The organism is Streptomyces sp. NPDC003697, assembly GCF_053587115.1.
On the sequence record NZ_JBSFNN010000106.1, the window covers coordinates 1 to 18,885 of the forward strand.

Consider the following 18,885-nt stretch of genomic DNA (forward strand, 5'->3'; position numbering starts at 1 on the left):
CCCGGTCGAATCCTGGTGGGCTGCCGCCGTGGCGGCCGCGGTTGTGTCGGTGTCGTCGTTGGTCGGTCTTCTCGGGCGGCCGGGCCGAGCGGTCACCCGTCCACCCGTCGTGACCCGCCCGTGTCGGACTTCGGCGCACGGCGTTTCAGCCGCCGCGACGACTCAGCAGCAGGTCGGCGACCACCGGCCGGTGGTCGGACGCCGTGGTCTGCGTCTCGTGCGCGCCGACGACGGTGACGTCCGGGGAGACGGTCACGAGGTCGATGCGCTTGACCGGGTCGATCGCCGGATAGGTTTTGCCGCCGTTCGGGGCGGCGTCGGCCAAGGGGCCCCACAGCCGCGCCAGTTCCGGCGCGGCCGGTTCGGCGTTGAAGTCGCCGACGAGGACCTTCGGTCCGCGGTCCTCGGCCAGGACGGCCAGCATGTCGTCGACCTGGGCCCGCCGGACCGCGGGGTCCGGCCGGTAGTCGAGGTGGGTCGCGTACACGTGCACGAACGTGCCCCGGACGTTGACCGTCACCTCGGCGAAGCCCGGCCCCGGGGCCGGCACCGGATCGGGGGTCTGCGTGGACAGCCGGGTGATGTCGTGGTTCCGCGCGTGGAGCACCGGGTGGCGGCTCAGTACCGCGACACCGTACTGCCGGCGTTCCGCTCCCGGCGTGGCCGGGGGGAGGTCGTAGATCGGCGCGAAGAAGGCCCGCATGTGCAGTCGTCCGGCCAGCTCCCGTGCCTCGTCGGTGAATTCGCTCCTGGCGCCCCAGTGGACGTCGACCTCCTCGAGACCGATCACGTCCGCGTCGAGGTCCCGGATGGCCTCAGCCGTGCGGTCGAGGTCGAAGACGTCGTCCTGGCCCGCGCCGGCATGGATGTTGTAGGTCGCCACTCGCAGGGGCACGGGCGGCGGGGCCGATCCCGCGCCGCCGCCGCTGTCCGCCGCGACGGCGCTGGGCGACGTCGCGGCGAGTGCGGCGGTGGCTGCGAGCGCGGCGGCGGCCAGGGCGCGGCAGAGGGGTCGTCGGGTCCTGCGGTCCACTGAATCCTCCGGATCGGAGTGGGCTGACGCTGTCACGTCGAACGGGCTCGCCTGTGCGTAGCACGGGGGCCGGCGCGGTGGGTCACGCCACGCCTCTCCCCCGCCGCAAGCCGGAGCCGCACGGCGAAAAGCCGCAGGCCCGGTTCGCTACGGGGCCTGCGGCACGGGGTGTGCGGGGATCAGGTCGTAGAGGTTCCCGTCCAGGCGCCGAACGGGGCGGTGCGGACAACGGGGTCGCCGGCGCGGACGGTTTCGCGTACCGGCGAGGACGCCTCGAAGGGACGGCACGCCGTATCAACTCCCCATAACGGGTGTGGGGTTGATGCGCGTAAACCGTAAGGCACGCACGGCGCCTCCGCAACGGTTCACTGACGGCCCGTCGGCGGACGACCGACTCGGTCGGGCCCGGTGACGGCGGGACGGTCGCCCGACCGCCGCGCCGCCACCCGGCTCCCGCACCGGCCCCGCGTCATCCGGGTCCGCTTGGGGAGGAGTCACTCACTTGCCGGGGGCAGGTTCGGCCGGGGCGTGCAGCGCCTTGCGCAGAACCGCGGTGGTCTCCGCGACGGCGTCCCTGTTGGACCGGGTGTCCGCAAGCGCGTTGAGCATCATGAAGTCGTGCGTGATCTGACCGTAGTGGGTCGTCCTGACCGGCACTCCCGCCGAGCGGAGTTTGGCGGCGTAGGCTCTGCCTTCGTCCAGCAGCACGTCGGAATCGGTGACGACGAGTGCGCTGGGCAGGCCGCGCAGTTGCTCCACGGAAGCCCGCAGCGGTGAGGCGAGCGGGCTGGCGCGGTCCTTCACGTCGGGTGCGTACGCGTCCCAGAACCACTGCATGCCGGGCCGGGCGAGCCAGCAGTCCTCCGCGAAGCGGAGGTAGGAGGCCGTGTCGAAGTCGGCGTCGGTCACCGGGTACAGCATGACCTGATGACGGAAGTGCGGGCCGCCGCGCTGCTTGGCCATGATCGTGAGGGCGGCGGTCATGGCGCCGCCCACGGAGTCGCCGGCCACGGCGAGGCGTGAGGGGTCCGCGCCGATCTGATCGCCGTGGGCGGCGAGCCACCTGGCCACGGCGTACCCCTGCTCGACGGCGACGGGGAACCGGGCCTCGGGCGAGGGGGTGTAGTCGACGAAGACGACGGTCGCCTGTGCCCCGTCGGCGATCTCGCGGACCAGGCGCTCGTGGGTCTTGAAGTTGCCCAGCACCCAGCCGCCGCCGTGGAGGTAGACGACGGCGGGCAGAGCACCCCTGGCGCCGGCGGGCCGCACGACGTGGACGGGGACCGGCCCGGTCGGGCCGCCGGGTACCGTTCGCCGGCTGACCTGCGCAGGCGGCATCCTCACCGGGCCGGCCTGTACCTTGTTCAGCACCGCACGGGCCGCCGCGTACGACTGTTCGTACAGCGGTGGCCCACCGGCCGCTGCGAGTCCGTCGAGGAACTCCTGATCGATCTTCTCCAGCTTGACCGGTGGCTTGCCGCAGGGCACGTACTTCGCCGACGCCGGCCGGACCACGGTGGCCGGCCCCTGCCTGCGGACCGTGGCACCGCTGACCTCGCTGCCACACGCGCTGACCACGGCGCCCATGGCCACCACCATCAGTGCGGCTGCTATGACCCACCGTGCCCTGAAGAGGTCAGGCAGTCGTCGTTGAGACATGTCAGTGGATTTCCCATCCTCGGAACGACCCCTTTGATGCAGCCTGTGACACCTCACCGCACGCTGCTATCCGGTCAGGGCCGAACGGGTGGGCCACTCGCTGCCTCCCCCGCGGCCCGGGGGCGCGGGTCGCCCTCCGGGCTTCGCACGCCGCGGGAGCGCCTCGGGCCGCCGGCGCGCGGTCCCGCGGGACGCGGCGTGGGCCAGGAGAGGCGGACGCGGTCAGACCCGGTGGGCTGCGCGGCGTGCGCGGACCGCCAGCCACAGGTCGAAGCGGTCGTCACCGTTGTCCAGGCGGCGGCCGGTCAGTTGCATGATCTTGTCGAGCCGGTTGCGCACGGTATGGCGGTGCAGGCTCAGGCGGCGGGCGGTCTCCTCCCACGAGCTGCCGCTGTCCAGCCAGGTCGTCAGGGTCCTGGTGAGCGAGCCGGAGGGGTCGGCCGCGTCGAGGGGTCCGAGCAGCGCGTCCGCGTAGCCGGCGAGGGCGGCCCGATCGCCGAGGTCGAGCAGCAGCCCGCTGGAGCGGTCCCGGCGCGCCCGCACCGGTTGCCCGGTGTCCCGGCTGAGCTCCACGAGACCCGCGGCCTCGCGCAGGGAGGCGCGGGCGGCGCCCGGGGGGACGGGCGAGCCGATGCCGGTGGGGCAGCCCGGTGCGAAGTGGGCGATGACGAGGTCGACGTCGAGTCCCGCGCCGACGACCGCCTCCACCAGGCCTCCCCTGCTGCGGACGAGTCCGCCGGGCACGGCGAGCGCGAGGTCGGCGGCGATGTCCCGCGCGGCCTGGGCGCTGTCCTGTCCACGGTCGCCGGCGGGCACCTGGACGACGACGCCGCACACCGTGTCCGCGGCCAGCCCCGCGCTGGTGAGCACGTCGGCGGCCTGGTCGGCGGTGGTGGCGTCGTCGAGCAGTCTGCCGAGCATGCCGGCCCGGCGGCGCCGTTCCGGCTCGTCGGCGAGGTGACGGCGCTCCAGTTCGAGCGACAGCAGGGAGACGAGCCCCGGGATGAGCAGGCGCGCGTCGGGACCGAGGTCCCCGGCCAGCACGAGCATGCCGCGCAGCCTGCGGGCGCCGAGTGGCTGTACTTCCAGTCCGGGTGCCACCGCGCTGGAGCGGATGCCGCCGGCCGCTACCCGGCGGATCAGGTCGGCGCTGCTGTCGTCCGGTTCCTGCGCTCCGCCGCCGTCGGCGGCGATGACCCGGCCGAGCGGGTCCGTGACATGGGCGCGCACACCGGTGGCCCGGGTCCATGCCTCGAGCGTCGGGGTCAGGCCTCCTCCGGCGGCGGCGGCCGCCGTCAGGCGGCGCTGCGCCTCGAAGGCGTTCTCCACGGCGGCGCGCTGCTCGGACGCCCGGGCGGCGAACACTGTCTTCGTCACCGCGATGAACGGCACCTCCGGTCCGACCGTGAGCAGGGGGATTCCGGCTTCCGCGGCGGCCGTCACCAGCGGCTCCGGTGCCTCCTGGTAGGGCAGCTCGGGTCCGAGTCCGAGCGCCAGGGCCTGCGCCCCGCCGGCTGCGGCGTCGTCGGCGTAGGCGCTGCATGCGGCCAGGTTCATCGGAAGGAGCAGCCCCATCGTCATCAGCAGTTCGCCGCCCTGGAGCCACGGGCCGGGGCGGAGCAGCTCGGACGCGTGGGCGGCGAGCACCGGGCGGTCGAGGTGCTCGTGGCCCGCCACGACGGTCAGGTGCAGCTCGGGGAGGGCGACGAGGTCGGAGACGAGCAGGGCCATGCCCCCAGTGTGTCCCTGCGGCGCTGCGGCACCGGTTGGACGTGGTGTCCACGCCCGCCGCGCAAATTCGCCTGCCGGGCGATCGGTGGCACACACACGGAAGACTAGGTTCCACCTACCGCGGTTCCGCAGTCCCGCGGCGCGTGTCCATGCCGCTCGCAGCGGCGGACCGGTACACCGGCAAGAGGGGAGGAGTCGCGATGAGCGCTCCCGCAGACGCCCGGACAGCGGGCCATGAGGACGGCGGGGGGTCGCCCGGCCGCCTGATCGAAGTCCGATCCATCGACTACGTGCCGGTGCGCGAGCGCCACGGCAAGGTGTGGCACCAGGGCCCCTTCTGGTTCACCGGCAACTTCGTGCTCACCACGATGGTGACCGGGTTCATCGGACCGTCGCTCGGGCTGAGCCTCGTGTGGTCGGTGGCGGCGGTCGCGCTCGGCGCGTGCTTCGGCACCTTCTTCATGGCGTTCCACGCCAACCAGGGCCCGCGCATGGGGCTGCCGCAGATGATCCAGTCGCGGGCCCAGTTCGGCATCCGCGGCGCCGTCGTGCCGTTCGCGGCGGTGGTCTTCGTCTACATCGGCTTCAACGTCTTCAACGTCGTCCTCGCCGCCCAGGGCCTGACCACCGTGCTGCCCGGCGGGCCCCGCACCTGGTACGCGATCCTCATCGCCGTCGCGATCGTGCTCGCCGTCGTCGGACACGACCTGCTGCACCTGGTGCAGCGCTGGCTGACGTACGTCCTGATCGCCGTCTTCGGCGTCATCACCGTCGGCGCGCTCGTCCAGCTCCACCCCCACCAGGCGGCCGTCTCCGGCAGCCACTCCCTGTCGGCGTTCCTCGTCGTCTTCTGCGCCGCCGCCGGCTACCAGATCTCGTACGCGGTCTACGTCTCCGACTACTCCCGCTACCTGCCGCGCGACGTCTCCGCCCGCAAGGTCATCTGGTGGACGTACGCCGGTGCCGCGCTCTCCGCCGTGTGGCTGATGTCCCTGGGCGCGCTGCTGGCGTCGTCGCTGCCCACGCCGGACGCCATCGGCAGTCTGCGCGCGGTCGGCAACGCCATCCTGCCCGGGTTCGGCACGTTCTCCGTCGTCGTCTCCGCGCTCGCCCTGATCACCATCATGGCCGTGAACGCCTACGGCGCGATGCTCACCACCACCAGCGCCGTCGACGCCTTCCGGCCGGTGCGCCCCACGATCCGCTCGCGTGTCACCGGCATCGTCGTCATCGAGCTCGCCGTCCTGGTCGTGGCGCTGCTGCTGCCCGAGGACTACCTCGGCAGCTTCAACGACTTCGTCCTGCTGATGCTGTACTTCCTCATCCCGTGGACGGCCGTCAACCTGGTCGACTTCTACTTCGTGCGGCGCGGCACCTACGCCATCGCCGCGATCTTCGACCAGAACGGCATCTACGGCCGCTGGTCCTGGCAGGGCCTGACCGCGTACGTCGTCGGCTTCGCGGCGATGATCCCGTTCTTCACCACGTCCTTCTTCACCGGACCGATCGCGGAGGCCATCGGAGGCTTCGACGTCTCCTTCGTGGTCGGTCTCGTGGTCGGCGGCGCCCTGTACTACGTCCTCACCCGCGGGATCGACCTGGAAGCCGAGCGGGCGGTCGCCGAAGCCGGACAGGCCCAGCTGGAGGGCAGCAGCGCATGACGACGACCGTGGCCTGCGCGCAGGTCGCCCTGCGCGTGGGCGACACGGCCGCCAACCTCGCCGCCACCGAGGACGCCGTGCGCGCCGCGGCCGGCGCCGGTGCCCGTGTCGTCGTCCTGCCCGAGCTCGCCAACAGCGGATACGTGTTCACGGACGTCGCCGAGGCCGCCGCCCTGGCCGAACCGCTCGACGGGCCCGCCGTCACCGCCTGGTCCGCCGCCGCTCGCCGGCACGGGGTGACGGTCGTGGCGGGCCTCGCCGAGCGCGGCGGTGACGGCCGGACGTACAACTCGGCGGTCCTGATCGACCCGGCGGGCGAGCTGCGCGCCGTCTACCGAAAGGCGCACCTCTTCGGCACCGAGAAGGACGTCTTCACCCCCGGCGACGCGCCGCCCCCCGTGGTGGACGTGCCCCGTGTGGGCCGGATCGCCGTCATGGTCTGCTACGACCTCGAGTTCCCCGAGTGGGTGCGCCGGGCCGCCCTCGCCGGGGCCGAACTGCTCTGCGCGCCCGTCAACTGGCCCCTCTTCCCCCGGCCCGAGGGGGAACGCCCCGCGGAGGTGGTGCGCGTCCAGGCGAACGCCGCCGTGAACCGCATGTACGTCGCCGTGTGCGACCGGGCGGGGGCGGAGCGTGGGGTGACCTGGACCGGCGGCTCCGTCGTCGTCGACCCGGACGGGTTCCCGCTCGCCGGGCACCGGCCCACCGACGGCCCGGCGCTGCTGCTCGCCGCCTGCGACCTCGCGCAGGCCCGGGACAAGCGCCTCGGCGCCCACAACGACGTCTTCGCGGACCGTCGCCCGGAGCTGTACACGCCCTGACCCGGTCGCCCTGCCGTCGCAGCCTCGGCCGCCAGTGCGGCCTGTGGGCGGGCCGGGGACCGGACGGAGCCTTCACCAGTACCGCCCACTCCTGCCCGGCTCACCTCGGCGGGCAGGGCGCGTGGGCGGGTTCCGGCCGCAGCGCGGCGGATGCGCGAGGACGCGGCGGCTTCCCGCACCGCACCGCGTCTGCGCCCGGGCTGCCTCCGCGGATGCCCGCGTCGTCCGGGGCGTCGCCCTGAGGACTGTCCCGGTCGCGCATCCGGTAGCGGCCGGGCACGGGACTGTGCAGCGGATGGGCGTCCACCAGCCGTTCCAGGGCGTCCTCCGCGCGCCGGCCGTCCACGCCGAGCAACGCGGCCGCGGCCGGCAGGCTCACGCTCGGCCCCGGCACGACCCCCAGGAACCGGAAGGCGCGGGCCGCGGCCCGGTCGGTGGGGTGCGTGCTGTGCCGGAGGGCGCCGGCGCCGGCGTGGAAGCCGGCGCGCACCGAGGCGTTTCGCGACCCCGCCGCGGGAGGCGGAGCCCCTCCGCAGGAAGACGGGTAGCGGAAGACGGCGGGTCCGCGCCCGCCCGTCCCGGGCGCGGACCCCGTCGCCCCGTCCTCACTCGGCGTCGACGGCGGCGGCCAGGGCGGCCCGCCACGGCCCGGGAGCGAACGTCAGGCGCGGTCCGCCTTCTTGCTTGCTGTCCCGTACGTGGATCCGGCCTCCGGCGTGCGCGACCTCCACGCAGTTGCCGCCGTTGCCCATGCTGTAGCTGCTCTTGCGCCACGGGAGTTCACGCTGGTCCATTGGCTTGTTTCTCTTTCAGACGGCGCAGAAGCGCGCGCGAGTGGTCCGGGGACAGGGCCGTGGACTGGATCAGGTTGAAGGCCGGCTTGTGCCGTTGGACCTGATCGGGCTCCACCGTGGTCTGCCCGCGGATGAACGTCTCCCCGTAGAGGAGGTCGGGCCCGCCGGCCGGGCACGGCGGCCGGGCACGGCGGCCGTCTCGAACTCCGGCGCTGTCCTCGGTCGTGCAGGTGCCGGAAGGGCCTTCCTGGTGCCGGCCGTCCGAGATCCGGTGGACGTCCCACCGGTACAGGCGGGCGATCGGCAGGTGCCGCACCGCGGGCAGGTGCCGGCTGTCCTGGCTCTCCTGGTGCGTCGTCCGACCATTCACAGATCCTGCCTCGCGATCCGATGGAGTGAGGGGCGAGATGCCGCTCCCACGGTGCGGGGGACCGGCAGAGCGGCGGCGAAGCGGAGGCGGTCGCCGCCCGCGGGCGGCGACGTCACACGTCGGGCTGTGGGTCGCCGGTGGGGGGAGGGAGGAGCGTGCACCAGGTGGTCTTCCGGCCGCCGGGCTCCCGGCACGAGCCCCACGCCGCCGCGATCTCCTGCACCAGGAGCATGCCGCGGCCCTGCTCGTCGTCGGGTTCCGCCTGGCGCACCACGGGGTGCTTCGCCGACGCGTCGGTGACCTCCAGCAGCAGCCTCTCTCCCGCCTGCAGCAGGTTCACGCCGATCGAGGCGGCCGGCCCGTGGGTGACCGCGTTGGCGAGCAGTTCGCTGCAGAGCAGTACGCAGTCGTCGATGACGCCCGGCGGGCAGTCCCAGGAGGACAGGACCGCGCGGACCTCGCTGCGGACCCGGCCGAGCTCCGCGGCGGCCGGGTGCACGTGCAGGTGCAGGTACCTCCCGTACGGCAGGGCGCAGTCATGGCACAACCGGCCGTCTAACGGATTGCCGCGGACCGGTGGCGCCGACCGCCGTCCGGGGGAGGCCGCCGCGTGCGGTGGTCCCGAGGAATAGTGCGCGCCGTGGGCACGTGGGTCGTCAATCGATGTCATGGCAGGTCCAGACCGAGGTGGTGGGGGATGCGACGACGGTCCTCGGTGGGGGGAGGCACCCTCCGCACCCACGTCACCGTGACGGGGCGGGAACGTGACGCAGCGCATCGAGGCAGCGGGAGCGACGGAACGGCGCCCGGCCGCGGCGGGGGCCGGCGACCGGAGCCCGCACCCGGGGCACGGGCGGCAGGTGCACCCAGGGTGCCGGACGGACGGCCGCGGACCGTCCCGGTCCCGGCGGCCGGGGACAGCCCCCGTCGCCGCCGCGACGGCGGCGCTGGTCACTTCCCGAACTTCCGGCATCCTCGCCTCCCCGGGCACTGTGCGCACGGCGCCCTCAGTGCCCACCCTCCGGATCACGGAGCAGCGGCGGTAGAGCGGCGGTAAACGCCGCACCGGCCCGGCCCGTCGCGCGCGGGTGACCTCCCGTCCGCAGGGCGTTTCGGCGACCGGCGGGTGACCGGCTCCGGCGGCGGACCGGCCGGCAGCCGCGCGCCTGCGCGACGCCGTGGGCAGCGGGACGTCGGGGTTCCGGCCGTCCTGGGCCCGGCCTGGCCGGCGTCCCGGCCGTGACACCGCCGGGCAGGGTGCGTACATCGCTACGCGCAGCACCCGCGCGAGGCGCACATCGGCCGGCACGCGAGGCGGCGCGTCCCCCGTGACGGCCGTTCGCCGCCGGGCCCCGCCGGCGGCCCTGGCGGGCGGTCGTCCGTCGTCGACCCCCAATCGCCCGAAGGCGCGGGAAAGGGCGACGGGGAGCGACGGCCGAGCCCGCAACTGCCGTCCGTGGCGCGCGGGTTCGTGGAGCGTTCCGGCCACCGCCCACCCCGCTGTCGCCGGCAGGACATGCCCGTGAGCGCCGGCGGTGCTCACGGGCGGCGCGCCCGCCACGCGGCCGCGCACGCACGCGCCGGACGGGCCGGCACCCGGCAGGATCCCTCCCCCGGCTCCTTTCGGCTCCCTCAGGCGGCCGCCGCGACGCCGATGCCGATGGCGATGAACAGCCAGCCGGTCGCCAGCTCCCAGCGGTGGAGGACCTTCGGGCGGGCGAGCAGCGCTCGCAGCCGCGCGGCGACGGCGACCAGGGCGAACCAGTAGGCGACGCCGATGAGGACGTCGAGGATGCCGAGGAAGAAGATCTGCCGTGCTGCCGAGCCGCCGCCGTGGACGAACTGCGGCAGGATAGGGCAGGCCCCAGGCCAGGCCGCGCCCGCGCGGGGCGGGCAGCCCGTGCCGGCGGGCGGTCCCGGCCAGGGCGCCGCCGACGCGCTCGCCGAGCGCGGTGGTCCGGGCCTCCAGGGAGCCGTCGGACCAGAACAGCTCCAGTGCCCGGGCGGCGGTGACGAACGCCGGGTTGTAGCCGCGGAAGGTGCCGTTGTGCTCGCCGGGTTTCCACACGTCGTGCTCGGGGCGCATCAGGGTGAGGGCCATGGGCTCCCGTACCCGCTGATGGACTTGGACAGGCAGACGATGTCCGGGACGATCCCGGCCGGTTCGAAGGAGAAGAACGGTCCGGTGCGTCCGCAGCCCATCTCGATGTCGTCGACCACGAGCAGCGTGCCGGCGCCCAGGAGGCCAGGGCGCGCAGCCAGGACGGGCGGGCGGGGTTGACCCCGCCCTCGCCCTGGACGGTCTCCACCACCACGGCGCGCCCACACCGGGCCCGACGGCTTGGGGCACGCCATGGCCGCCCGGCTGCGGCGCCCCGTCCCGCCCGGCGGCACCGGCCGCCTCCAGGACACGGCCACGCCCTAAACCGCACACCGCGCCGAGACGACGCGCCGGTGGTGCGACGTCAGGAGGGGCAGGGCTCGGGTGTCCCGTCGCTGTGGGTGGTGGTGCCTCCCCGTGCGGGGTCAGCCGGAACCCGGGCCGGCCGCCGCGAGGTGGGCGACCAGCGGGCCGAGAGCCTTCGTGCCGGCGGTGGCGCGCAGCGCCGACTCATGGGCGGCGGCCAGCGCGTCGAGCCGGGCCAGCCGGGTCCGGCCGCGCCGGGACAGGTGGACGCTGATGCGGCGCCGGTCGCTGTCGGACTGGCGGCGGTAGACCCAGCCGTCGTCGGCGAGCGCGTCCACCAGGCGGGTGAGCGAGGCCTGCGGAATGAGCAGTCGCTGCGACAGCTCGCCCATCAGGCACCCTTCGCCGTCGGCCAGGGCACGCATGACCCGCCACTGGTCGACGGTGCAGTGCTCCTCGTCGAGTGCCGCGGCCAGCTGCTGGACGAGGCGTCGCTGGGCGAGGGTGAGCACCTCGATGAGCATGGGCTCCCGCCCGCGCCGGCCGCCGCGGGCGCTGCGGCTCGTTCCGGGCGCCGCCGAGGCCCAGTCCGGTCGGGCGCTCGGGTCCGGTCGCACGCTCGCCATGCGTACTCACCTCCTCCGCCGTCCGCCTCCCGGAGCATACTCGCGGCGTGGACACCGGCGTGGACCTGCAGGCGCGGCTGGTCGAGCCGCTCGAGGCGCTGTACGAACCGGACGATCCGGCGGCGTTCCGGCTGTGTCTGGTGGTGCCGCAGTCCGGGGCACTGGGGATGGTCGGACCGTCCGCGGTGGACGCCGCCCTGCTGGCTGCGCACGAGGTGAACGCCCGGGGCGGGATCGGCCGGTGCGGGTGGACCGAACGCCGGCTCGAGCTGGTGCTGGTGGACGGCGGACGGGCTCCGGGCACGGTGGCGGCCGAGGTCGCGGAGCTGGTCGGGGCGGGGGCGGTCCAGGCCGTGGCCGGCTTCCACGACAGTAGCGTCCACCGGGCCGTGGAGCCTGTGGCCTGCGGCAGGGTGCCGGTATGTCTTCATCCCTCCGCACGAGGGCGGCAGCCGGCTGCCGGGAGTGGTGTGCACCGGCTTCGGTCCGGTACGTCAACTGGCCGAGGCGCTGACCGAGCGGCACCGCGCGCTGTGCGGCCCTGCGGCGCCGGTGCTGGACTCCCAGGCACGGGGCCTGTACGACGGCGTCCACCTGGTCGCCGCGCTCGCCGCCGGCCGCGCCCTGCTGCCGGACGGCCAACTGCACTTGAGGGTGCGCCGGCTGCTGCACGCGACGGATCCGGTCACCCGGCAGGCGTGGCGGTCGGCGCCGCTGGGGCCGTCGCGTCCCCGGATGCACCTGGCCCGCGCCGAGGGTGCCGAGTTGCGGGTCGTCACCTCGTTCCCGTCACCCTCCCCGGCCCCGAATACTTCCATATGAAACTAACCCGCCGTACGCTCTCCCCGCGGTGCGGGCACCCGGCAGTGAGGAGAACGCGATGACCGAACGACAGGCCCCCGGCTCGCTGCAGAGCTACGGCTACCGTCAGGAACTCAACCGCTCGCTGAGCTTCGGGGACCTGCTGGTCTACGGCCTGGTCTTCATGGTGCCGATCGCGCCGTTCGGCATCTTCGGCAGTGTCTTCCAGGGCTCCGGTGGCATGGTCGCCCTGACCTACGCCGTCGGCATGGTGGCGATGATGTTCACGGCGCTCTCCTACGCGCAGATGGCGCGGGCGTTCCCGATGTCCGGCTCGGTCTACGCCTACGCCGGGCGCGGGATCGCCGCACCGGTCGGGTTCCTGGCCGGCTGGATGATCCTGCTCGACTACGTCCTGGTGCCCGGGCTGCTCTATCTGATCGCCGGGATCGCCATGAACTCGCTGGTGCCCGCGGTCCCGGTGTGGCTGTGGCTGGCGGGCTTCGTGGTGCTCAACACCGCAGTGAACTACACCGGCATCCGGATGACCGCGCGGGTCAACAAGATCATGCTGATCGCCGAACTGGTGGTGCTCGCCGTCTTCGTGGTGATCGGCGTGATCGCGCTGGCGCAGGGCAAGGGCCGGGGCTTCGACTTCACGGCGGTCTACAACGCGCACACCTTCTCCTGGTCGCTGGTCTTCGGCGCCGTCTCCATCGCCGTGCTGAGCTTCCTGGGGTTCGACGGCATCTCGACACTGGCCGAGGAGAACAAGGACTCCGCACGCGCCATCGGCCGCTCGATGGTGGCGGCGCTACTGCTGGCGGGCGTGCTGTTCGTCGTCCAGACCTGGCTGGCGTCCCTGCTGGTGCCCGACCCCGGCAGGCTCATCAGCGGAGGCGACCCCGACGGCACCGCCTTCTACGACGCGGCCCGTGTGGCCTCCGGTGAGTGGCTGGCCACGCTGACCGCCGCCGCCACCGCCGTGGCCTGGGGGTTCGCCAACTCGCTGGTGGCCCAGGCCGCCACCTCCCGTCTGCTGTACGCGATGGCCCGGGACCGGCAACTGCCCTCGTTCCTGGCCAGGGTGCACCCCAAGCACCGGGTACCGGTCAACGCGACCCTGCTCACCGCGCTGGTCTCCCTGGGGCTCGGCCTCTACATGGACTCCCGCGACGACGGTGTGACGCTGCTGAGCAGCCTGGTCAACTTCGGCGCCCTGACGACGTTCCTGGTCCTGCACGTGTCCGTGGTCGTGCACTACCTGGTCCGGCGGCGCAGCCGCGACTACTGGCGGCATCTGATCGCACCCGCCATCGGCTTCGCCATCCTCGCGTACGTCGTGGTCAACGCGGACATCGCCGCGCAGCGGCTGGGGTTCGTCTGGCTGGGCGTCGGCGCCGTGGTGCTGGCGGCGCTGCTGCTGACGGGCCGCCGTCCGCACCTGGCCGCCGTCGGGACCACAGAGGAGCCCGTGGCCGCCCCGCCGCCGAAGGCGTAGACCCTCCCGCCCGGCCCTCCGCCCGCCTTCACCCGCATCCCGTACGCCGGGTTCACCCGCATTCCCGTACGTCAGGAGAGACGATCCGCATGAACACTCCCGCCCAGGTGATCAGCGTCCCCGCGGACCCGGAGCGGTACGCCTACAGTTTCGGCGGCGGGTCGCCCGTGGCGACGGTACAACCCGGCAGCGTCGTGGAACTGTTCACCGAGGACTGCTTCGGCGGCCGGGTGCGCGGGCCCTCGGACCTGCCCAGCCGGGTGTGCACCTTCCCGTACCTGAACCCCGTCACCGGCCCGATCGCCGTCGCCGGCGCCGAGCCCGGGGACACGCTCGCGGTGCACTTCGTCGACATCTCGCCGGCCCGCGACTGGGGCGTGTCCAGTACCTTCCCGCACTTCGGCGCGCTGACCGCCACCCACACCACCGCCATGCTGCACCCCGCGCTGGAGGAACGGGTCTGGGTCTACGCCATCGACGCCACGTCCGGCACCTGCCGGTTCGAGGCCACCAGGGGCGACTTCGCGGTGGACCTCCCGCTGGACCCGATGCACGGCACGGTCGGGGTCGCCCCCGCCGCGGGCGAGCGGCTGATGTCCATCTCGCCGGGCGTCCACGGCGGCAACATGGACACCCCCGAGCTGCGTGCCGGAACCACCGTCTACTTCGGGGTCAACGTCGAGGGCGCGATGCTCGCCATCGGGGACGGCCACGCCCGGCAGGGCGAGGGCGAGGTGTGCGGCACGGCGGTGGAGACCGCCATGAACACGGTGGTGGCCGTGGATCTCGTCAAGGGAGGCGCTCCCGCGGTACCCCGGCTGGAGAACGACGACTTCCTGCTGAGCACGGGCCACGCCCGCCCGCTGGAGGACGCCTTCCGCATCAGCCAGCACGACCTGGTCGGGTGGACGGCCGACCTGCTCGGACTGGACCAGCTGGACGCCTACCAACTGGTCAGTCAGGCGGGGCTGGCGCCGGCGGCGAACGTCTGCGACACCCAGTACACGATGGTCGCCAAGCTCCCCAGGCACCTCCTCGGAGCCACGCGCGCCTACGACGGTGTCCACGACCGGCTGCGGGCGCTCGGCGCGGAGTACCTGCGCCGGCGGTGAGGCCGCCGCGGCGCCGGCGCCCTTTCCTGTTGTCCGGCTTCCCGCCCCGGCGCCGTGTTCGACGCGGACACCTCACACCTGACATCCGGAGCCGCAGGCCCGCAGACCCGCAGACCCGCAGACGGCCGACGACTGGTCGCACCTGCGGGTTCTCCGCGCGCCCGCCGGCGCACCCGCGCCCCTCATGGATGCAGGCTTGTATCTATGAGTGGTAGGGTCGAGGTATGGCCGGGAAAGAGGAGCGTGCGTCGGCGGCGCAGACGGTGTACGCCGCGACGAAGGAGTGGATCCTCAGCGGAGAGCTGGCCGCGGGAACCCTGATCAGCGAGGGCGAGATCGCCGCGCGGGTGCAGGTGAGCCGCACGCCGGTCCGCGAGGCCTTCCTCCGCCTCGAGTCCGAGGAACTGCTGGCCCTGCACCCCAAGCGCGGGGCGGTCGTGGTGCCGGTACCCGCCGGGGAGGCCGCCGACGTGCTGGAGCTGCGGCAGGCACTGGAGCAGTCCGCGGCCGAGCGCATCGCCCGCGACGGTCTGACGGCCGACGGCGAGACGCGGCTGCGGGAGCTGATCGCGCGGCAGCGTGACCTCGCGCGCACCGGATGCGTCGACGAGTTCGCGGCCGCGGACGAGGCGTTCCACCGGGGCATCGTCGAGGCCTCCGGGAACCGTCTCGCCAGCCGCTTCTACGCCACCCTCGGCGACCGGCAGCGGCGGATGAGCGTCTCCGCGCTGTCGCTGCGGCCCCAACGGCTGCCCGTACTGGCCGACGAGCACGACACGCTGCTCGCCCACCTCGTCGCCGGGGCGGCCGCGCCGTTCGCGACGGCCCTGCGCGCACACCTGGCCGCGACCCACGGTTCGCCGGGGCAGGCCGGCAGCGGCCACTGATCCGACCGGCGGCAACGGCGCCGCCGCCACCAGCACGCACACAAGGAACCTGTCATCACCATGCTCGAAACCCAGCGGGTCGTCGAGCCGCCTGCCTTCGCTCCCCGTCCGGGTTCGTGGCGTCCGGTTGCCGCAGCGATGTTCGCCTGCGGCTGGGGCGGCAACCAGTTCACCCCTCTGCTGTTGATGTACCGCCGGCTCGGCGGCTACTCCGCGCTCAGCGTGGACGCCTTCCTCGGCGCCTACGTCGTCGGTCTGATCCCCGGGCTGCTGCTCGCCGGGCCGGTGTCGGACCGGCGCGGCCGTCGGCCGGTCCTGGCGCTCGGGACCGTGGCGTCCGTGATCGCCAGCGTGGTGCTGAGCTTCGGCGCCGACGGTGCCTGGCCGATCTACGCGGGCAGGCTGATCACCGGCGTGGCCGTCGGCATCGCCATGTCGGTGGGCAGCAGCTGGGTGAAGGAGCTGTCCGTCGGCGCGGACACCGGGCTGGCCGCACGCCGTGCCGCGCTCTGCCAGACGGGGGGCTTCGCACTGGGCGCGGGCGTCGCCGGCGCCCTCGCGCAGTGGGGGCCGTGGCCCATGGTCTCGCCCTACCTCGCCCACATCCTCGTCACCGTCGCCGTGCCGGTGCTGCTGCTGACGGTGCCCGAGACGCGGGCGCCCGGCCGCCGGGCGGCGACCGGCCCGGCCCGGGGACTGCTGGCGAGCCTGGTGGACGACCTGCGCGTACCCGCGCCCGCGCGCCGGCGGTTCCGGCTGGTGGTGCTGCCGATGGCGCCCTGGGTGTTCGGGGCGGCGGGACTGGCGTACGCGGTGATGCCGCAACTGGTCGCGTCGCGTGTGGGCCACTGGGGTCTCGCGTACGCGACCGCCCTCACGGTGCTGACCCTGGGCACCGGCGCGGCCGTGCAGCCGGTGGCCAAGCGGCTGCACCTGGCGGGGGCGGGGTCCGGCAAGGGGCACGCCGCCGTGGTGGCGATGACCGTGATGCTGCTCGGTGCCGTGCTGTGCGCGGTGAACGCCGCGCTGAGCTCACCGTGGCTGGCCGCGGCGGCCGCGGTCACCCTGGGCGCGGCCTACGGGATCGCGGTGGTCTCCGGGCTGCTGGAGATACAGCGGATGGCGGGCGAGGAGGATCTGGCCGGTCTGACGGGCATCTACTACGCGCTGGCCTATTCGGGGTTCCTGCTGCCCACCGTGCTGGCGACGCTGTCGGCCTGGCTCTCGTACCCGGTGATGCTCTCCGGGGTGGCCGTGGTGGCACTTGGCTGCCTGGCCCTGGTCGCGCGCGGCACACGCGCCGGCGCCCCCGCCGAACCGCTGCGCGGCTGACGGCCCGACGGCCCGAAGCCCGGCAACAACGCTTTTCAGGAACTTCCGTCACTCGGCCTGGCGTCGCTTCCGCAGGTGGGCAGCGCAGTGGGCTCGTGCCGGGTGCGGACGGCCGGGAACCAGGCGTATCCGGATGGTTCCTCGGCGACCTTCACCCGGTACCAGCGTGTGGTGCCCACGCCGGTCTCGTCGGCCACCCGGTCTCCTTCGTACGCCACGCAGTCTGCCTCCAGCACGTCCCCGTGCCAGATTCGACGTTCGGAGACGTTGCCCGACTTGTACTTCCTGTAGGGGTCCAGGGCCAGACCCATGCTGCAGGTACGCAGCCGCTCGGTCTGTTTCCGGCACGGGGTCTCGATGTTGTACACGGTGATCTGCGCCGTGGGCTCGACCTTCGTGTCATCGCTGGTGTCCCGTTCCGCCCACAACCACCACCCCCCCATGGTTCCGCCGACGGACAGGACGGCAGTCGCAGACACCGCGGAGATGGCAAGGCGCCCGGGCGCGGTGCGCCGGCGCCGCGCGGGCGTGAGGGAGGATTCACGGGCCAGGGCCAGCAAGCGGTCGGCGGTGGCCCGGGAACGGCTTGCGTGGTCGCGGGCAAGGCAACGGGTGACGAACTCCCGTCCGGCGGCGTCCAGAGCGGGGTGCAGACGCAGCGGAGCTGTGCCGCAGGCGTACTCCTGGACCGCTGCCGCGCGCGCCCCGGCCGTGGCGCCGGGAAAGGGAAGGGATCCCCCGGTGAGAATCTGGTGCGCGATGACGCCCAGCGCCCAGACATCGGCCGTGGGGCGTATCGGGACCCCGCGCTCGCCGATCCCTTCCCGCCAGCGCTCCGGCGGCAGGTAGTCCGGGGATCCGAGGGGCGGCGCGTAACCGTGGGTACCGTCCACTCGTGTGACCAGGCCGAAGTCAGCCAGCCTGACCGAACCGTCCGGCATGATCAACACGTTGGCAGGCTTGAGATCCCCGTGAACCCAACCTTCCGCGTGGAGGTGGGCGAGCCCCTCGCAGATCTGGGTGATGATCCGGTCGGCGTCCGCGAGCGGTTCGCAATCCGTTGCCGCGTCGAGCCGTTCCTGCAGGCTGCCGGTGGCTCGCTCCATGACGAGGACGACAGCGCCGTCCAGATCCGGCCGCTCCTCGTCGGTCACCACTAAGGTCTCCAGGACCCGGATGAGCCGGTCGTGGGTGGCGTTCTGACTGAATTCGGCCTCACGTCGTGCGAGTTCCTGCCACTGGCGGGAGCGGCGCGGCCCCAGGGCATTCGTCACCACGAATTTCAGAGCGACCTCGTCCGGTGGTGAACCGGCCGTCCTGCCGCCGGGTACTTCGTCAACGGTCCGGCGGGCGGCGTAAACACTGCCCCAGTTGCCGGACGCGAGAGGGGAGACCACTTCCCAAGGTCCTGTCCGATACCCCGTCGGTACGGAGACCGCCCAGTCGTCGTCCACGGTGATGTCGCGGGGCTCCACGGTCATGCGGAGACCTTCACCGCTGCGTCCGTCCTCGCCTGCCGCGCCCTCGTCGCACTGTCCCGACGGGGCAGCAGCGGTGGACGTACCTTCCTGATCGGGTCGAAACGCAGTGCCGGGGACACCTGCGCCCCGTGCTTCCGGCTCAGCCTGGCAGCAGCCGAACGGGGAGGCCGTAGCCGGGGGTCTCTGTGGCGGGGAGCGAAGACCTGAAAACCGTGCGAGCCACCGAGGACGCCCGCAGTGTCCTGGGTCACGTTCACCGGCCGGGCGGGGTCGGCGTTCGGGGACGAGTCGAGGGTGACGGTGACCGTGCCGCCGCTCGCCTTGGGCGTGCCGACGGCCAGGTCGCGGTACCCGTCGCCGTTGAAGTCGTCCCACAGTTCGGAGGGCACCGTACCGGCACTGGGGGCACCTGGCGCCGCAACAGCGGTGTTTTCCGGTGTTACAGCGCCGAAAGTACGTATGCGCAAGGTCATGCTCCTGTCAGGAAACCGAGGCTTCAGCGCCGTGCGACACGTGTGACGGACAAAGAGTAGTGCGCGGCGCACGGGACCGCCCGGAAAAGCCGGCTCGCCCACAGCACGCGGCGGCCCGGCCCACCCCAGGAGCGCCGCCTACGATCGGCTGCCCGCGCAGGCGCCGAAGTGGCAGGCCGATCTCAAGCCCCTGAGC

At 73.4% G+C, this 18,885-nt stretch carries 17 protein-coding genes and 2 pseudogenes; 8 read left to right on the forward strand and 11 right to left on the reverse strand.

The annotated features are described in order from the left end of the window. Positions 1-145 precede the first annotated feature (145 nt). From ACWDNY_RS28275 to ACWDNY_RS28285, 3 genes are all read right to left on the reverse strand, one after another. The gene (locus ACWDNY_RS28275; protein WP_451648636.1) at positions 146-1,033 is read right to left on the reverse strand and encodes an endonuclease/exonuclease/phosphatase family protein; all 888 of its coding nucleotides are present in this window, start codon (positions 1,031-1,033) and stop codon (positions 146-148) included. A gap of 498 nt (positions 1,034-1,531) precedes the next feature. Continuing rightward, the gene (locus ACWDNY_RS28280; RefSeq protein WP_451648637.1) at positions 1,532-2,692 is read right to left on the reverse strand and encodes an alpha/beta hydrolase; all 1,161 of its coding nucleotides are present in this window, start codon (positions 2,690-2,692) and stop codon (positions 1,532-1,534) included. A gap of 222 nt (positions 2,693-2,914) precedes the next feature. Next, positions 2,915-4,423, reverse strand: a complete 1,509-nt coding sequence (locus tag ACWDNY_RS28285) for a PucR family transcriptional regulator ligand-binding domain-containing protein (RefSeq protein ID WP_451648638.1) — start codon at positions 4,421-4,423, stop codon at positions 2,915-2,917. A gap of 200 nt (positions 4,424-4,623) precedes the next feature. Between ACWDNY_RS28285 and ACWDNY_RS28290 the strand changes: the two genes are divergently transcribed. Beyond that, complete coding sequence (locus tag ACWDNY_RS28290) at positions 4,624-6,084, forward strand: purine-cytosine permease family protein (RefSeq protein ID WP_451648639.1); 1,461 nt, start codon at positions 4,624-4,626, stop codon at positions 6,082-6,084. Continuing rightward, positions 6,081-6,905 (forward strand): nitrilase-related carbon-nitrogen hydrolase, encoded by an 825-nt coding sequence (locus ACWDNY_RS28295; protein WP_451648640.1) that lies wholly within the window; start codon positions 6,081-6,083, stop codon positions 6,903-6,905. Before ACWDNY_RS28290 ends, ACWDNY_RS28295 begins: the two co-directional genes overlap by 4 nt. A 100-nt stretch (positions 6,906-7,005) precedes the next feature. On the opposite strand, the gene ACWDNY_RS28300 is transcribed toward ACWDNY_RS28295, so the two are convergent. The 6 genes and pseudogenes from ACWDNY_RS28300 to ACWDNY_RS28325 form a co-directional block, all read right to left on the reverse strand. Continuing rightward, positions 7,006-7,395 carry a hypothetical protein gene (locus ACWDNY_RS28300; RefSeq protein ID WP_451648641.1) on the reverse strand — a complete coding sequence of 130 codons (390 nt, stop codon included), beginning with the start codon at positions 7,393-7,395 and terminating at the stop codon, positions 7,006-7,008. Between the two features lie 115 nt (positions 7,396-7,510). Then, complete coding sequence (locus ACWDNY_RS28305; RefSeq protein WP_451648642.1) at positions 7,511-7,699, reverse strand: DUF397 domain-containing protein; 189 nt, start codon at positions 7,697-7,699, stop codon at positions 7,511-7,513. Then, positions 7,686-8,069 (reverse strand): Scr1 family TA system antitoxin-like transcriptional regulator, encoded by a 384-nt coding sequence (locus ACWDNY_RS28310; protein WP_451648643.1) that lies wholly within the window; start codon positions 8,067-8,069, stop codon positions 7,686-7,688. The genes ACWDNY_RS28305 and ACWDNY_RS28310 overlap by 14 nt, the downstream gene beginning before the upstream one ends. Positions 8,070-8,181: 112 nt before the next feature. Then, a complete protein-coding gene (locus tag ACWDNY_RS28315; protein ID WP_451648651.1) occupies positions 8,182-8,616 on the reverse strand; it encodes an ATP-binding protein in 435 nt (144 codons plus the stop codon). A gap of 1,290 nt (positions 8,617-9,906) precedes the next feature. Next, positions 9,907-10,387 (reverse strand): annotated as a pseudogene (locus ACWDNY_RS28320) (aminotransferase class III-fold pyridoxal phosphate-dependent enzyme); the annotation flags it as partial. 208 nt (positions 10,388-10,595) lie between these two features. After that, complete coding sequence (locus ACWDNY_RS28325; protein ID WP_451648644.1) at positions 10,596-11,102, reverse strand: MarR family winged helix-turn-helix transcriptional regulator; 507 nt, start codon at positions 11,100-11,102, stop codon at positions 10,596-10,598. Positions 11,103-11,269: 167 nt separating this feature from the next. Between ACWDNY_RS28325 and ACWDNY_RS28330 the strand changes: the two are divergent. The 6 genes and pseudogenes from ACWDNY_RS28330 to ACWDNY_RS28355 all read left to right on the forward strand — a co-directional run. Beyond that, a pseudogene (locus ACWDNY_RS28330) lies at positions 11,270-11,488 on the forward strand (ABC transporter substrate-binding protein); the annotation flags it as partial. 82 nt (positions 11,489-11,570) lie between these two features. Next, a complete protein-coding gene (locus ACWDNY_RS28335) occupies positions 11,571-11,924 on the forward strand; it encodes a hypothetical protein (protein ID WP_451648652.1) in 354 nt (117 codons plus the stop codon). Positions 11,925-11,982: 58 nt separating this feature from the next. Next, positions 11,983-13,404 carry an APC family permease gene (locus ACWDNY_RS28340; protein WP_451648645.1) on the forward strand — a complete coding sequence of 474 codons (1,422 nt, stop codon included), beginning with the start codon at positions 11,983-11,985 and terminating at the stop codon, positions 13,402-13,404. An 89-nt stretch (positions 13,405-13,493) separates the two neighbouring features. After that, positions 13,494-14,516, forward strand: coding sequence for an acetamidase/formamidase family protein (locus tag ACWDNY_RS28345; RefSeq protein WP_451648646.1), 1,023 nt, complete (start codon positions 13,494-13,496; stop codon positions 14,514-14,516). Between the two features lie 224 nt (positions 14,517-14,740). Beyond that, positions 14,741-15,403, forward strand: a complete 663-nt coding sequence (locus tag ACWDNY_RS28350; protein ID WP_451648647.1) for a GntR family transcriptional regulator — start codon at positions 14,741-14,743, stop codon at positions 15,401-15,403. Between the two features lie 60 nt (positions 15,404-15,463). Next, a complete protein-coding gene (locus ACWDNY_RS28355) occupies positions 15,464-16,735 on the forward strand; it encodes an MFS transporter (RefSeq protein ID WP_451648648.1) in 1,272 nt (423 codons plus the stop codon). A gap of 35 nt (positions 16,736-16,770) precedes the next feature. Here ACWDNY_RS28355 and ACWDNY_RS28360 read toward each other — a convergent pair whose 3' ends face one another. Both ACWDNY_RS28360 and ACWDNY_RS28365 read right to left on the reverse strand, forming a co-directional pair. Continuing rightward, positions 16,771-18,216, reverse strand: coding sequence for a serine/threonine-protein kinase (locus tag ACWDNY_RS28360; protein WP_451648649.1), 1,446 nt, complete (start codon positions 18,214-18,216; stop codon positions 16,771-16,773). Next, the gene (locus ACWDNY_RS28365; RefSeq protein ID WP_451648650.1) at positions 18,213-18,605 is read right to left on the reverse strand and encodes an FG-GAP repeat protein; all 393 of its coding nucleotides are present in this window, start codon (positions 18,603-18,605) and stop codon (positions 18,213-18,215) included. Before ACWDNY_RS28365 ends, ACWDNY_RS28360 begins: the two co-directional genes overlap by 4 nt. Positions 18,606-18,885 lie beyond the last annotated feature (280 nt).

Coding starts and splice junctions, on each gene's coding strand:
- ACWDNY_RS28280 (WP_451648637.1), bottom strand. CDS start 2,692: ATGTCTCAACGACGACTGCCTGACCTCTTCAGGGCACGGTGGGTCATA.
- ACWDNY_RS28285 (WP_451648638.1), bottom strand. CDS start 4,423: ATGGCCCTGCTCGTCTCCGACCTCGTCGCCCTCCCCGAGCTGCACCTG.
- ACWDNY_RS28290 (WP_451648639.1), top strand. CDS start 4,624: ATGAGCGCTCCCGCAGACGCCCGGACAGCGGGCCATGAGGACGGCGGG.
- ACWDNY_RS28295 (WP_451648640.1), top strand. CDS start 6,081: ATGACGACGACCGTGGCCTGCGCGCAGGTCGCCCTGCGCGTGGGCGAC.
- ACWDNY_RS28305 (WP_451648642.1), bottom strand. CDS start 7,699: ATGGACCAGCGTGAACTCCCGTGGCGCAAGAGCAGCTACAGCATGGGC.
- ACWDNY_RS28325 (WP_451648644.1), bottom strand. CDS start 11,102: ATGGCGAGCGTGCGACCGGACCCGAGCGCCCGACCGGACTGGGCCTCG.
- ACWDNY_RS28340 (WP_451648645.1), top strand. CDS start 11,983: ATGACCGAACGACAGGCCCCCGGCTCGCTGCAGAGCTACGGCTACCGT.
- ACWDNY_RS28345 (WP_451648646.1), top strand. CDS start 13,494: ATGAACACTCCCGCCCAGGTGATCAGCGTCCCCGCGGACCCGGAGCGG.
- ACWDNY_RS28350 (WP_451648647.1), top strand. CDS start 14,741: ATGGCCGGGAAAGAGGAGCGTGCGTCGGCGGCGCAGACGGTGTACGCC.
- ACWDNY_RS28355 (WP_451648648.1), top strand. CDS start 15,464: ATGCTCGAAACCCAGCGGGTCGTCGAGCCGCCTGCCTTCGCTCCCCGT.
- ACWDNY_RS28360 (WP_451648649.1), bottom strand. CDS start 18,216: ATGACCGTGGAGCCCCGCGACATCACCGTGGACGACGACTGGGCGGTC.